Origin of the sequence: Nonomuraea harbinensis (genome assembly GCF_019396385.1) — a bacterium.
GTDB classification, from domain to species: domain Bacteria; phylum Actinomycetota; class Actinomycetes; order Streptosporangiales; family Streptosporangiaceae; genus Nonomuraea; species Nonomuraea ferruginea.
In genome coordinates, this window is sequence record NZ_JAHKRN010000038.1 from 1 (window position 1) to 12,497 (window position 12,497).

General features: G+C 71.7%; 12 protein-coding genes and 3 tRNA genes. 7 read left to right on the forward strand and 8 right to left on the reverse strand.

The genetic code is table 11. The features are described 5' to 3' along the window. Positions 1-736: 736 nt before the first annotated feature. Positions 737-811: transfer RNA gene (locus KME79_RS31135), tRNA-Val, on the reverse strand. 435 nt (positions 812-1,246) lie between these two features. Here KME79_RS31135 and KME79_RS31140 point away from each other — a divergent pair. After that, positions 1,247-1,663 carry an SsgA family sporulation/cell division regulator gene (locus KME79_RS31140; protein WP_148030778.1) on the forward strand — a complete coding sequence of 139 codons (417 nt, stop codon included), beginning with the start codon at positions 1,247-1,249 and terminating at the stop codon, positions 1,661-1,663. 5 nt (positions 1,664-1,668) lie between these two features. Here the strand turns inward: KME79_RS31140 and KME79_RS31145 are convergent, their stop codons facing one another. Then, positions 1,669-2,211 carry a DUF305 domain-containing protein gene (locus KME79_RS31145; protein ID WP_308249112.1) on the reverse strand — a complete coding sequence of 181 codons (543 nt, stop codon included), beginning with the start codon at positions 2,209-2,211 and terminating at the stop codon, positions 1,669-1,671. 154 nt (positions 2,212-2,365) lie between these two features. Between KME79_RS31145 and KME79_RS31150 the strand changes: the two genes are divergently transcribed. Beyond that, the gene (locus KME79_RS31150; RefSeq protein ID WP_219548176.1) at positions 2,366-3,733 is read left to right on the forward strand and encodes an LVIVD repeat-containing protein; all 1,368 of its coding nucleotides are present in this window, start codon (positions 2,366-2,368) and stop codon (positions 3,731-3,733) included. Between the two features lie 41 nt (positions 3,734-3,774). Here KME79_RS31150 and KME79_RS31155 read toward each other — a convergent pair whose 3' ends face one another. Genes KME79_RS31155 through KME79_RS31165 form a run of 3 tightly spaced genes read right to left on the reverse strand, consistent with a single transcriptional unit; the run spans position 3,775 to position 6,496 of the window. Beyond that, positions 3,775-4,605, reverse strand: a complete 831-nt coding sequence (locus KME79_RS31155; RefSeq protein ID WP_219548178.1) for an aminotransferase class IV — start codon at positions 4,603-4,605, stop codon at positions 3,775-3,777. Further along, a complete protein-coding gene (locus KME79_RS31160; RefSeq protein WP_372452499.1) occupies positions 4,602-5,606 on the reverse strand; it encodes a chorismate-binding protein in 1,005 nt (334 codons plus the stop codon). Before KME79_RS31160 ends, KME79_RS31155 begins: the two co-directional genes overlap by 4 nt. Beyond that, on the reverse strand, positions 5,582-6,496 hold the full coding sequence (locus KME79_RS31165) for a LysR family transcriptional regulator (RefSeq protein WP_246640732.1): 915 nt from the start codon (positions 6,494-6,496) through the stop codon (positions 5,582-5,584). Before KME79_RS31165 ends, KME79_RS31160 begins: the two co-directional genes overlap by 25 nt. A gap of 58 nt (positions 6,497-6,554) precedes the next feature. Between KME79_RS31165 and KME79_RS31170 the strand changes: the two genes are divergently transcribed. After that, positions 6,555-7,727, forward strand: coding sequence for a Rid family hydrolase (locus tag KME79_RS31170; RefSeq protein WP_308249113.1), 1,173 nt, complete (start codon positions 6,555-6,557; stop codon positions 7,725-7,727). Here the strand turns inward: KME79_RS31170 and hutH are convergent. Genes hutH through KME79_RS31185 form a run of 3 tightly spaced genes read right to left on the reverse strand, consistent with a single transcriptional unit; the run spans position 7,724 to position 10,494 of the window. Beyond that, complete coding sequence (hutH, locus tag KME79_RS31175; RefSeq protein WP_219548184.1) at positions 7,724-9,274, reverse strand: histidine ammonia-lyase; 1,551 nt, start codon at positions 9,272-9,274, stop codon at positions 7,724-7,726. The genes KME79_RS31170 and hutH overlap by 4 nt on opposite strands. A 16-nt stretch (positions 9,275-9,290) precedes the next feature. Further along, positions 9,291-9,995: an ArsR/SmtB family transcription factor gene (locus KME79_RS31180; protein WP_219548185.1), complete on the reverse strand. Its 705-nt coding sequence runs from the start codon at positions 9,993-9,995 to the stop codon at positions 9,291-9,293. Between the two features lie 43 nt (positions 9,996-10,038). Next, on the reverse strand, positions 10,039-10,494 hold the full coding sequence (locus KME79_RS31185; RefSeq protein ID WP_148030770.1) for a DUF4383 domain-containing protein: 456 nt from the start codon (positions 10,492-10,494) through the stop codon (positions 10,039-10,041). An 86-nt stretch (positions 10,495-10,580) separates the two neighbouring features. Between KME79_RS31185 and KME79_RS31190 the strand changes: the two genes are divergently transcribed. From KME79_RS31190 to KME79_RS31205, 4 genes are all read left to right on the forward strand, one after another. Further along, entirely contained in the window at positions 10,581-11,327 is a 747-nt protein-coding gene (locus tag KME79_RS31190) for an SDR family oxidoreductase (protein WP_308249114.1), read from the forward strand. Positions 11,328-11,401: 74 nt separating this feature from the next. Then, a tRNA-Gly gene (locus KME79_RS31195) sits at positions 11,402-11,473 on the forward strand. Between the two features lie 14 nt (positions 11,474-11,487). After that, a tRNA-Val gene (locus tag KME79_RS31200) sits at positions 11,488-11,562 on the forward strand. Between the two features lie 285 nt (positions 11,563-11,847). Continuing rightward, the gene (locus KME79_RS31205; protein ID WP_219548187.1) at positions 11,848-12,423 is read left to right on the forward strand and encodes a hypothetical protein; all 576 of its coding nucleotides are present in this window, start codon (positions 11,848-11,850) and stop codon (positions 12,421-12,423) included. The last annotated feature ends 74 nt before the right edge of the window (positions 12,424-12,497 follow it).

Below are 12,497 nucleotides of genomic sequence, written 5' to 3' on the forward strand. Positions count from 1 at the left end.
GAAAGGGTGTCGTCCCTCTCACCTGACCGTCCACCTGGACTTTACGTGTCCGTCTACCTGGAGATTTCATGGCCGCCAGCCTGGATCAGGCTGGCCGCCCACCTGGAGAAATTCCTGACCGTCCACAGAAGTCATCAGGTTCGAAATCCTGCAGGGCGTGCTTGTCGCCAGGTTCTGACCTGAGGCCCGGTCAATAGCTCAGCGAGGCGAACCAGGAGCCCGAGGAGGAAACGTCAGTTCCGCACGAATCTCCCGGACGAAGCGACTCGCGAGCCGTCGGCCTGGGCGGGCAGACGCAGCGGGTTACCGATGAGGTGGCGAGCCATCTCCACACCTTCACCAAGTTTCTGATCTCGCCCGCCGGCGTGGAGGATGGCCTGCAAGACAGGTGCGCCGGGGCGTCGAGGACCCGCCCGGCCTCCCGTGCCCGATGGCAATCTGATGGATCACGCCAAGGGCTTGTGGAAGGTACTCGCTGAGCATGGCCGACAGCTTTACACTGTAGATCTCGTCGTATGCATCCCTCGCCGATACCCACGCTCACGGATAGAGGCCCGAGCGAAGCCGGCCAGTTGAACATCGCGGACCGTCTGGACCGCGGTGAGGGTGCCGAGACCTGCCGTCCCGTGACGGTCCACCCGGGCGGGTGACGACCCGGGCCACGGTCCAACGACGGTCCAGACAGCGAAAAGGCCGGTCGCTCCCTTGGAGAACCGGCCTCTGACCTGCTGCTATGTGGTGGGCGATACTGGGATCGAACCAGTGACCTCTTCGGTGTGAACGAAGCGCTCTCCCGCTGAGCTAATCGCCCGCCCCGCCTGGCCCCCGCTGGGGCCCGACGGGGAAAACCATACCGCACTCCGGCACCCGCTGGCGAAACGATAGACGGCAGGGTGAGGATTCGGGGTGAAACGCGGCGGTTGCCCACCGCCGTGGCAGGCTCGTGGCATACCATCGTCGTGTCCCGGGTAGACGCCCGACGTGCTCACTATCGAGAACGGTCGTCGGCGGCTCCCTGAACGAGATCCACTGCACGCAAAACCCTTGCAAATACGGCCCAACTGATCCCGTTTAGCCAGGTAGATGCCTAAATGTCCAGCTGTGAGTTGCGTTACAGAAGGCCCTCGGAGCGGAATCTTTCCAACGGGTTTCTTCGTTCCGCCGTCATAGCTCGGACGAGGACGAAGTACGCCCGAGCAGTGAAAGCCCCGTAGAGGGGACCTACGACGAAAAGGTTTGGCTGACGATGAACAGCACCACCGTCTCCGCCGAGCTTGGCCTTCGGCTTGTGGTCCCCGACCGTACTACCGTCCCCCTTCTCGCCGGGCTCAGCTACACAGCCGACGACCCGTACGCCATCCGCATGGCCTTCCACGTGGGGAACGACGAGCCGGTCGAGTGGATCTTCGCCCGTGAGCTGCTGACCGTCGGCATCGTCCGGCGGGTCGGCGACGGCGACGTGCAGGTGTGGCCGGCGCGCGCCGACGGCGAGCGCACGCTGCACATCAGTCTGACCTCCCCCTTCGGGCAGGCGCTGTTCGAGGTGCCGCTGGCCCCGCTGACGGAGTTCCTGCACCGCACCTACGAGAAGGTGCCGGCCGGGCGGGAGACCGACTACATGGATCTCGACTCCGAGCTGTCCAACATGCTCTGGTCCAGCTGAGCGGGTCAACGGGCGGGCAGCTTGTCCAGGATCTTGCGCATCCTGGCGATCTCGATGCCCTGGCCCGCATACATGTCCCTGGCCATGAGACGCATCCGCTGGTCCCTGCCCCCGGCCAGCTCCTCCTCCGCCATCTTGAGCGCGCCCTCGTGGTGCCTGATCATGAGCTGCAGGAACATGCGGTCGAAGACGCCGCCCTCGGCCGCGCGTAGCGCCTTCAGCTGCTCCTCCGTCGCCATGCCGTAGCCGTCCATGCCCTGGTGGTCGTGACCGGACGGGACGCGGCGGCCCAGGGCGGCCAGCCACTCCGACATGATGGTGATCTCGGGCTGCTGGCTGAGCGCGATCTGCTCGGCGAAGCCGAGCACGGAGGCCGTGGTGGTGCGGTTCGCCGCCAGGGCGGTCATCTCCAGCGCCTGCCGGTGGTGGGGGATCATGCCTTCGGCGAAGCGCACGTCCGCCGCCGTGGGGGTGGCCGGCACCTGCCCGATCCGCTCGCCGGGGGTCGCGGTGCGGGCCTTCGCGCCGGGGCTCTGGGGGACGATCACCGGTGCCTCGGTGCCGACCGGTGACGGCTGCGGCGCCTCCGCACCGCAGGCCGCGAGGGCCGACGATGTCAGCAGAACTGTGACCAATAGCGCGCGCATTCCGGACCTCTCTGGCATAGCTTCCATACTGAGCTATGAGACGAGGGGGACAGGCGTGATCTTCGCCAAGGTTCGGTGGGCCGCGCTGGGGGCGGCCTTTCTGCTGGTCACCGCATGCGCGGGGAGCCCAGAGCCGGAGGCGGAGGCGCCGCCCGCCAGCCAGCGGCCTCAGTCGTCGCAGAGCGAGGCCTCGCCGGGTGAGGTGATGACGAGCGAGAACGTCACGCACGTGGCGAACGTGCCGCGCACCGCCCCGCTCAACGGCCCGATGGACTGGAACACCGACCTGGCCTTCCAGGGTGACTACCTCTACATGGGGAACTTCGGCGGGTTCTCGATCTTCGACATCAGCGACCCCACCGCCCCGAAGATCGTCAGCCAGGTCACCTGCCCGGCGCAGCAGAACGACGTGTCGGTGCACGAGAACCTGGTGATCCTGTCGATCGACGCGCCGCGCAGCGGCGAGGGCTGCGACTCGACGGAGGACCGGGGCGCGTGGGAGGGCCTGCGCATCTTCGACGTCAGCGACAAGAAGAACCCGAAGTACGTGGGAGCCGTCGCCACCGAGTGCGGCTCGCACACGCACACGATGGTGCCCACGGACGACAAGCTGCTCGTCTACGTCTCCTCCCCCGGGCCCGAGCCCTCCTCCGAGACCTGCCCGCCGCCTCACCAGCTGCTGCAGATCGTGGAGATCCCGATGGACGACCCGGCCTCCGCGAAGGTGCTGGCGACCCCGGAGCTCCCGATCGAGAACCAGGGTGAGGGCACCGGCTGCCACGACATCACCGCCTACCCGGAGAAGAACCTGGCCGCGGCCGCCTGCTTCGGCGACGGCTTCCTGCTCGACATCACCGACCCGGTGAGCCCTAAGCTGATCCAGCAGGTCACCGACCAGGAGAACTTCCAGATCTGGCACTCGGCCACCTTCAACAACGACGCGACCAAGGTGCTGTTCACCGACGAGCTGGGCGGCGGCTCGTCCCCGACCTGCACCTCGGAGATCCCCGCCACCAAGGGCGCCAACGCCGTGTACGACATCGTCGGCGGCAAGCTGGAGAAGCGCGGCTACTTCAAGATCCCGCGTGAGCAGCAGGAGACCGAGAACTGCGTCGCCCACAACGGCTCGCTGCTGCCGATCCCGGACAAGGACATCATGGTCCAGGCCTGGTATCAGGGTGGCGTGTCCTTCCTCGACTTCACCGACTCCAACGCCATCAAGGAGATCGGCTTCTTCGAGCGCGGCCCGTACCCGGAGGAGGGCATCGCCGGGTCGTGGTCGGCGTACTACTACAACGGGTACGTGTACTCGGCCGACATCCAGATGGGCCTGGACGTCCTGAAGATCGACGACCCGCTGACGGATCCGGCCAAGGACGTCAAGATGGACGACTTCAACGTCCAGACCCAGAAGAGCTACTGACCTGAGCGGGGCCGCCCCGGCGGGGGCGGCCCGGCGCGGACTCAGGGGTCGAGGTCGGCGGCGGCGCGCTCGGCGAACACCCGCATGGCCTTGGCGGTGATCGGGCCGGGGGCGACGGGCAGCACGGTGTCGTCGACGCGGGCGATCGGCTGGACGTCGCGCGTGGTGGAGGTGAGGAACGCCTCCTCCGCGGAGTAGAGGGCGGACAGCGGCACGTCGGACTCCTCGGCCCCGGACCACTCGACGACCAGCGCGCGGGTGACGCCCGCCAGGCAGCCCGCCTCCAGCGTCGGGGTGAGCAGCCGCCCGTCGCGGACGATGAAGATGTTGGAGCCGGTGCCCTCGCACAGGTTGCCGGCCAGGTTGCCGAAGATCGCCTCGCCGCCGCCGCGGGCCTTGGCGTAGGCCAGGGCCTTGGCGTTGTCGCCGTAGGAGGTGCTCTTGACGCCGGACAGGGCGCCGCGCTCGTTGCGCGGCCAGGGCACGACGGTGACGTCCGCGGCGGCGGGGAACGGCTTCTGCTCGTCGACGATCACCACGGAGGTCGCGCCCTGGTTGCCCCGGTCGGAGCCGAGCGGGCCGGGGCCGCTGGTGTAGGTGACGCGGATGCGGCCGAGCGGCCAGGCGGGGGCGGCGGCCAGGCACTGCTCGATGCCGCCGGCGATGGCATCCAGGTCGGGCTCGGGCAGGTCCATGCGCCGGGCCGAGAGCCTGAGCCGGTCGAGGTGGCGGGTGAGGGCGAAGGACCTGCCGTTGACGATCTTGATCGTCTCGAACACGCCGTCGCCGACCATGAGGCCGTGGTCGAAGACCGAGACGGTGGCCCGCGCGGGGTCGTGCAGTTCGCCGTTGACCCAGACCGGGACGTTCATCGCTTTCCTCCTGAGGATGCCAGTGTGATCAGCCTGGACGCCTTGAGCTCGGTTTCGAGCCACTCCCGCCCGGGGTCGCTGCCCCAGGTGATGCCCGCTCCGGTGCCGAAGCGGATCTGGCCGGCGCGGATCCAGAACGTGCGGATGCCGACGGCCAGCGCCGCGGTGCGCCGGTCGGCGTCGACCCAGCCCACGGCCCCACAGTAGGGCCCGCGCGGCTCGGGTTCGAGTTGATTGATGATGCGCAGGGCCGAGGATTTGGGCGCGCCGGTGACCGATCCGGGCGGGAACGTGGCGGCGAACAGCTCGGCCCAGCCCACTCCCGGCTCCAGACGGGCGCGGACGGTGGAGACGAGGTGGACGAGGCCGGGGTGCTCCTCGACGGCGCACAGCTCGGGCACCTCGACGCTGCCGGGGACGGCGACCCGGCCGAGGTCGTTGCGGACCAGGTCGACGATCATGACGTTCTCGGCGTGGTCCTTCTCGAGCAGGTCGCCGGCGGTGACGCCGGTGCCCTTGATGGGGCGGGACTCGACCACGTCGCCGTCGCGCGACAGGTAGAGCTCGGGCGAGGCGGAGACCACGTCGAGGCCGGGAAGGTGGATGACGGCGGCGTGCGGGGCGGGGTTGCCGGCGGCGAGCCGGGCGGCCAGCGCCAGCGGGTCGGACCCGGCGGGCAGCGGGGCGGTGAGGACGCGGCAGAGGTTGGCCTGGTAGACCTCGCCCTGCTCGATGTGGTCGCGGATGGCGCGCACGCCGGCCTCGTAGGCGGCCCGGTCGAGGGAGCTGTGCCACTCGCCGGGGCGCGGGCCGTGCCAGGGACCGCGCGGCGGGGGCAGCGGTGCCCGGCGCACCCGGTCGAAGCGGGCGCAGGTGACCTTGCCCTCGTAGTCGACCACGACGGCCCACCAGCCCTCGCCGTCGAGCGCGGCGAGGTCGGTCGTCACGTCGCGCAGCCCGGAGGCGAACCGATCTCCTAAGTGCGCGTATCCGTCGTACACGCCTTCCATTCTCCCAGCATTCCGGCGAGCTCCGTCGCCGCCGGGAGCGCCGGTTCGGGCAGGGCCGCGTACACGGTCCGCGCGGGCAGCTGCCCGCGCAGGCGGCGCAGGACGAGCGAGGCCGGCACGGCGCGGGCGGCCAGCTCCGGCACGAGCGTGACGCCGAGCCCCGCGGCGACGAAGCCGAACTTGCCGGACCACTCGGCGACCCGCAGCCCGCCGCGCGGGGTGAAGCCGGCGGCGGCGCAGGCGGCCAGGAGCAGGGTGGGCTGGCCGCGCGGGGCGGCCTCGATCCACGACTCCCCGGCCAGGTCGCGCAGGTCGACGTCGTCCTGACCGGCCAGCGGGTGGTCGCGCGGCAGCGCGACCAGCAGGCGGTCCTCCAGCAGCGGGACCAGGCGGAGCCCGCCGGGCGGCGCGACCAGGTAGTCGCTGATCACGGCCACGTCGAGCGCCCCGGCGTGCAGGCGCTCGATCAGGCGCGGGCTGAGCGCTTCGACGAGCCGCAGGTCGACGGCCGGCCGGCGGTCGGCGAACCGTTTCAGGGTGGCGGGCACCAGGTCGGCGTTCGCGGTGGCGAACGAGCCGACGCGCAGCGTGCCGCCGCTGCCGCGGTGCAGCGCGGCCAGCTCCTCCCCCGCCCGTTCGAGCCGGTCGAGTACCCCGGCGGCGTGCCGGTGCAGCAGGTGACCGGCGGGGGTCAGCCGGACGCCTCTGGGCAGGCGTTCGAAGAGCGGCCCGCCGGCGGCGCGTTCGAGCGCGGCGACGCGGCGGGAGACGGCGGACTGGGTGTAGCCGAGCAGCTCGGCGGCGGCGGTGAACGATCCGCTCCTGGCGACCTCGTCGAACAGACGGAGCGTGGCGGTGTCGAAGGCATTCGTGTCAGGCATGGCTGCCATGCAATCTAGTCGCTGGTGGAATACCACGCGTTCGGCTTCACTATGGGACGTGATCGCATTTCTCGGACAGGGACGCATGGGCGTCCCCATGGCCCGGCGGCTGGAGCGCGCCGGGCACAAGGTGACCACGTGGCGGCGCGGGACCGGGGTGACGGCCGCCTCGGCCGTGGAGGGCGCCGGCCTCGTCATCACGATGCTGCGGGACCCGGCCGCGGTGCGTGAGGTGCTGGCGGCGGCGCTGCCGGGGCTGCGGCCCGGGGCGACGGTGGTGGAGATGTCCACGATCGGCCCGGAGGAGGTGCGCGGGCTGCGCTCGCTGCTGCCGCCGGAGGTGCGCCTGGTGGACGCGCCGGTGCTGGGGAGTGTCGGCCCGGCCGCCGAGGGCGCGCTGACGGTGCTGGCCGGCGGTGACGTGTCCGGCTGCCGCGAGGTGCTGGAGGTGTTGGGCACGGTGCGCGAGTGCGGCCCGCTCGGCGCGGGCGCGGCCATGAAGCTCGCCGTCATGAGCGCTCTCGTGCCCGCCCAGGTGCTGGTCGCGGAGACGCTCGCGTACGGGACCGCGCACGGGGTGGATCGTGCGGCGCTGCTGGAGGTGCTGGCGGGCACCCCGCTCGGACCGGTGGCGGAGCGGCTGCGCGAGCCCGCGCGGGAGACCCGCTACGCGCTCGGGCTGGCGGCCAAGGACCTGGACCTGGCCGCGTGGCCGGGGGCGACGCTGGCGACCGCGGCCCACCGGCGGCTGCGGGAGGCCGAGGCGGCGGGCCTGGGCGAGCGGGACCTGACCGCCGTCGCCGGGCACGTCGAGGGCGGGCGTGACCCGGTCGCGGGAGAACGGCGGGCGGTGCCGCTCAACCCCGCGACGGTGCCGGCCACGAACGGGATGTACTCGCACGCGGTGCGCGTGGGCGACATGCTCTACGTGTCCGGCCAGGCGGCCTTCGACGAGCGGGGCCGGCTGGTCGGCGAGGGGTCGATGACCGAGCAGGCCGAGCACGTCTTCCGGTGCCTGGGCGAGATCCTCGCCGACCAGGGCGCGGGGTTCGGCGACATCGCGTTCCTGCGCACGTACCTGACCGACATGGACGACCGTGTCGAGTACGGGCAGGTGCGCAGGAAGTACATCACCGGCACTCCCCCGGCCAGCACGACCGTGGAGGTGTCGAAGCTGTTCATGCCGGGGCTGCTGCTGGAGGTGGACGCGATCGTCGCGCTGCCGTCCTAGCCCAGCGGGCCGGTGACGGACTCGGCCGCCGCGACCACGCCGCCCTCGGCCACCAGCCGCACCGCCGCGTCGATCTCCGGGGCGAGGAACCGGTCGGGACCCGGCCCCGGCACGGTCTCGCGCAGCGCCCCGACCACGGCGGCGGTCGCCGGGGCGGGCGTGAGCGGGCGGCGCAGGTCGAGCGCGCGGGCGGCGGTGAGCACCTCGACGGCCAGCACCCGGGTGAGGCCGTCGACGGAGCGGCGCAGCTTGCGGGCCGCCGACCAGCCCATCGAGACGTGGTCCTCCTGCATGGCGCTGCTGGGGATGGAGTCGACGCTGGCGGGCACGGCCAGCCGCTTCAGCTCCGAGACGATGGCGGCCTGCGTGTACTGGGCGATCATGTGGCCGGAGTCGACCCCGGGGTCGTCGGCCAGGAACGCGGGCAGGCCGTGGTTGCGCGCCACGTCCAGGAAGCGGTCGGTGCGCCGCTCGGACATCGAGGCCAGGTCGGCGGCCACGATGGCGAGGAAGTCCAGCACGTACGCGAGCGGCGCGCCGTGGAAGTTGCCGTTGGACTCGACCCGGCCGTCGTCGAGCACGGCCGGGTTGTCGACGGCGCTGGCCAGCTCACGCGCGGCGACGGCGGCGGCGTGCGCGATCGTGTCGCGGGCGGCGCCGGCGACCTGCGGGGCGCAGCGCAGCGAGTAGGCGTCCTGGACGCGGGTGCACGCCTCGGGGTCGCGGTGGCTGGCCATGATGCCGGAGCCGGCCAGGATCCTGACCATGTTGGCCGCGGACGCGGCCTGGCCGGGGTGCGGGCGCAGGGCCTGGAGCTCGGGGGCGAACACGCGGTCGGTGCCGAGCAGCGCCTCGACGCTCATCGCGGCGCTGACGTCGGCGGTCCTGGCCAGGCGGATCAGGTCGTCGATGGCGAGGATGAGCATGCCGAGCATGCCGTCGGTGCCGTTGATGAGGGCCAGGCCCTCCTTGGCTGCGAGCTCGACCGGCTCGATGCCGGCCTGCTTGAGCGCCTCGGCCGCCGGGGTGACATTTCCGGATTTGTCGCGTACGACGCCCTCGCCCATCAGCGTCAGGGCGACGTGCGCGAGCGGCGCGAGGTCGCCCGAGCAGCCGAGACTGCCGTACTCGTGCACCACCGGCGTGATGCCCGCGCTGAGCAGCGCGGCGAGGGTCTTGGCCGTGGTCGGGCGGATGCCGGTGTGGCCGGTGGCGAGCGTGTGCAGGCGCAGCAGCATGAGCGCGCGCACCACCTCGGTCTCCACCTCGGGGCCGTTGCCCGCGGCGTGCGAGCGCACCAGCGAGCGCTGCAGCTGCGCGCGGAGCGCCGGGTCGATGTGGCGGGTGGCCAGCGCGCCGAACCCGGTCGAGATCCCGTACGCGGGGACGGGGGCCTCGGCCAGGTCGTCCACCCGCTGACGGGCGGCGGCGACCGCGGCGACCGCGTCGTCCGTGAGCCGGACGGGGGCGCCGTGTCTGGCCACCCGGATGACGTCGTCGAAGGTGAGGGGATCGGGACCGACGTTCACGACCTCGTTGTCGCGCATGATGTGCTTCTCCCGCTTAGGTAACCGGCGAATGCGATGTTAGCTCCTTACCGGAGAACAACGCGGCCAGCCCCTCCCGTCCCTCCCCGGTGAGCACGACCGCGCGCGGCAGACTGCCCCTGCGGTACCAGCCGCGCTCCAGCAGCATCGCGGTGACGGCCGCGCCGAGCGCGCCGCCGAGGTGGGCGCGGCGCTCGGTCCAGTCGAGGCACTCGGGCGCGAACCTGCGCTTGGCCCGGCGCGCCCGCGCGACGTCCACGCCCAGCTCCGCCAGCAGCCGTTCCCCCTCCGGGGTGACCCGCTCACCGTCCAGGCAGCCCAGCCCGCGCAGCGCGTCCAGCAGCGCCACGCCGGCCCGCCCGGCCAGGTGGTCGTAGCAGGTGCGCGCCTCCTCCAGCAGCCGGGCCTGCCGCGACTGCCGCAGCGACCGCACGGGCGGCCGCGCGCTCACCCTGGCCAGCACCTCCAGCACCTCCGCGACCTCGTGCCCGGCCAGCCGGTAGTAGCGGTGACGGCCCTGCCGCACCACGCCGACCAGCCCGCCGTCGAGCAGCCGGGCCAGGTGGGCGCTGGCGGTGGCCGCGCTCACCCCGGCCACCCGGGCCAGCTCGCCGGCCGCCAGCGCGCGCCCGCCGAGCAGCGCCGTAAGGATCGCGGCCCTGGTCGGGTCGGCGATGAGCGCCGCGACCGGCGCGATGTCCGCATCGGATGGGTTACCCATACCGTGACCGTAGCCCAGGTACCCTTCGACGCCGGTCGAAGCGTCACCGGTGCCTGGTTCCGAGGGTGCGGCGGCCGAGCAGCCCGCCGATCACGATCATGCCGACGCCCAGCACGAAGTGCAGCCAGTCGTCCGCGGTGTTCAGCGGCACGAAGTTGGCCGCGCTCTCCTTGTCGACGAGCAGCCCGTAGACCCACAGCAGCAGGTAGATGACCCCGCCGCCGATGAGGAACGCCTTGGCCGCGGCCGCCGTGCGCGCCATGAGCAGACCGGCGACCCCGAACAGCAAGTGCACGATGTTGTGCAGGACCGACACCTGGAACAGGCCGAGCAGCCGCGCGTCGGAGTGGTGCCCGGCGAACTGCATGGTGTCGTAGTTCGTGGTGACGCCCGGCACGAAGCCGAGCAGGCCGACGATCAGGAACGCCACCCCCACGAGCAGCGCCGCCTTCTGTACGGGCGAGCGCGTGGTACCGGCGTGAGACTTCGGGGTGACCATGAGACCCTTCCCCCTCGTACGGGTTTCCGGCTCACACACCGCTACCCCGCGATGCGCGCCGCATGCGCCTCGATAGGGTGGCGGACGTGCATGAGCAGGGAAGAGTCGCGCTGGTCACCGGCGCATCGCGCGGCCTGGGCGCCGCGATCGCGCGCCGGCTGGGCGCCGACGGGTGGGCCGTCGCGGTCAACTACCGTTCCGACACGGCGGGGGCCGAGGTGGTGGCCGGCGAGATCAGGGCGGCCGGCGGGCACGCGGAGGCGTTCCAGGCGGACGTGACGGACGAGGCCGCCGTCACCGGCCTGGTGGCCCGGGTCGCGCGGGCGCTCGGGCCGGTCGAGGCGCTGGTGCTGAACGCCACCGGCCCGCAGCCCGAGGTCGGCGTCGAGGAGCTCACCTGGCAGGCGCAGCTCGACCAGCTCACGTTCTTCGTCAAGAGCCCCACGCTGCTCGTCCAGGCCTGCCTGCCCGCGATGCGGGAGCGCGCCCGGGGCCGGGTGATCCAGATCGGCTCCGACATCGTGGACCGGTCGCTGCCGCGTACCTCCGCCTACACCGCCGCCAAGGCGGCGCAGCACGCGATGACCCGCTGCTGGGCGCGCGAGCTCGGCCCGTACGGGATCACCGTGAACGTGGTCGCGCCCGGCTGGATCCCGGTCGAGCGGCACGCCGGTCTGGAGGCCGGCGACTACGTCGCGGAGGTGCCGGTGGGGCGGATCGGCACGCCGAGGGACGTCGCGGCGGCGGTGGCGTTCGTGGCCTCCGACGAGGCCGCGTACCTGACCGGGCAGCGCGTCACCGTCAACGGCGGGCACACGTCGATCCCTATCTGACGGACAATCCGGTTTGGGGAGTCGGCGAGTATTCGCTATGGTTCTCTCGTCACCCGGAGTTCATCCGGGCGGGCGCGGAAGTGGCTCAGTGGTAGAGCATCACCTTGCCAAGGTGAGGGTCGCGGGTTCGAATCCCGTCTTCCGCTCGGTTTCCCCACGCGGACGATTAGCTCAGCGGGAGAGCGCTTCCCTGACACGGAAGAGGTCACTGGTTCAATCCCAGTATCGTCCACCACCAGCCCTCGGCCCTCCGCCGAGGGCTTTTCTCGTGCGGATGCGTCGCCGGGTCAGCGGCGCGGATCGCGGCCGGGAGCTCGTCTTCTACCTGACCGCCGAGCCACGAGTCCTTCTTTTTGCCTACGGCGAAGCCCGACGCCTGGTCGACATCCTGGGGGCCACTCGGACGCACTAGTCGATCACAACCAGTCCTCAAGTGCCGCCGTCCACGATCTCATGGGGAAGAGGACGCGGGAGCGCCGTAACAGGCGGCAGCGGTGGGAGGCGGCCCGAGCCTACGCCGGTGCGGGAGCGGCGGAAGGCCGCCGGTGCGCGGGCGCGGGAGCGGCGGCTCACCGCGGACGGCTCCTCTCCGGCGGGTGAGGCCAGCGCGAAGGTGTTCGCCGGGTTGGGGGTGCTCATGCTGGTCTTCGCACTGGTGGGGATTCCGTTCCTCATCCTCGACTCGAACGTGCCCGAGGTGCGGACGGCGCTCGGGATGAGAGGGACGCCCGGGACCGCGACCGTCCTGTCCTGCAGGGCGTACCGGGTCAGACGCAGCACCCGCTACGACTGCGAGGCCCGGTTCGTGTTCGAGGACCCGGCCAGAGCGCCGATCGTCATCAAAACCGTGGCGGACGTGGAGGTGGGCGAGACGTTCCCGGCCGCGATCGGCCCGCAGGGAGACCAGGCACTCCCCACCGGGGCCCGAGGCGTGTGGAGGGCCGTCCCGGTGATGAGTGTCGTCCTGCTCACGCCGGCCATACTGCTGTTCTGCCTCGGCCTCCTGATGAGGTCCAGGGCGATGAAGATCGGAGCGGGGGTGCTGGTCGCGATCATGGCCGTGGCCGTGATCACTGGATTGACACTCGGCCGGTGAGGGGTCGGCGGGGTGTCGCCGGGGGTAGCCTGCCGGTTTTCAGATGGCGCACACCGGAGGTCCGGCGGATGCTG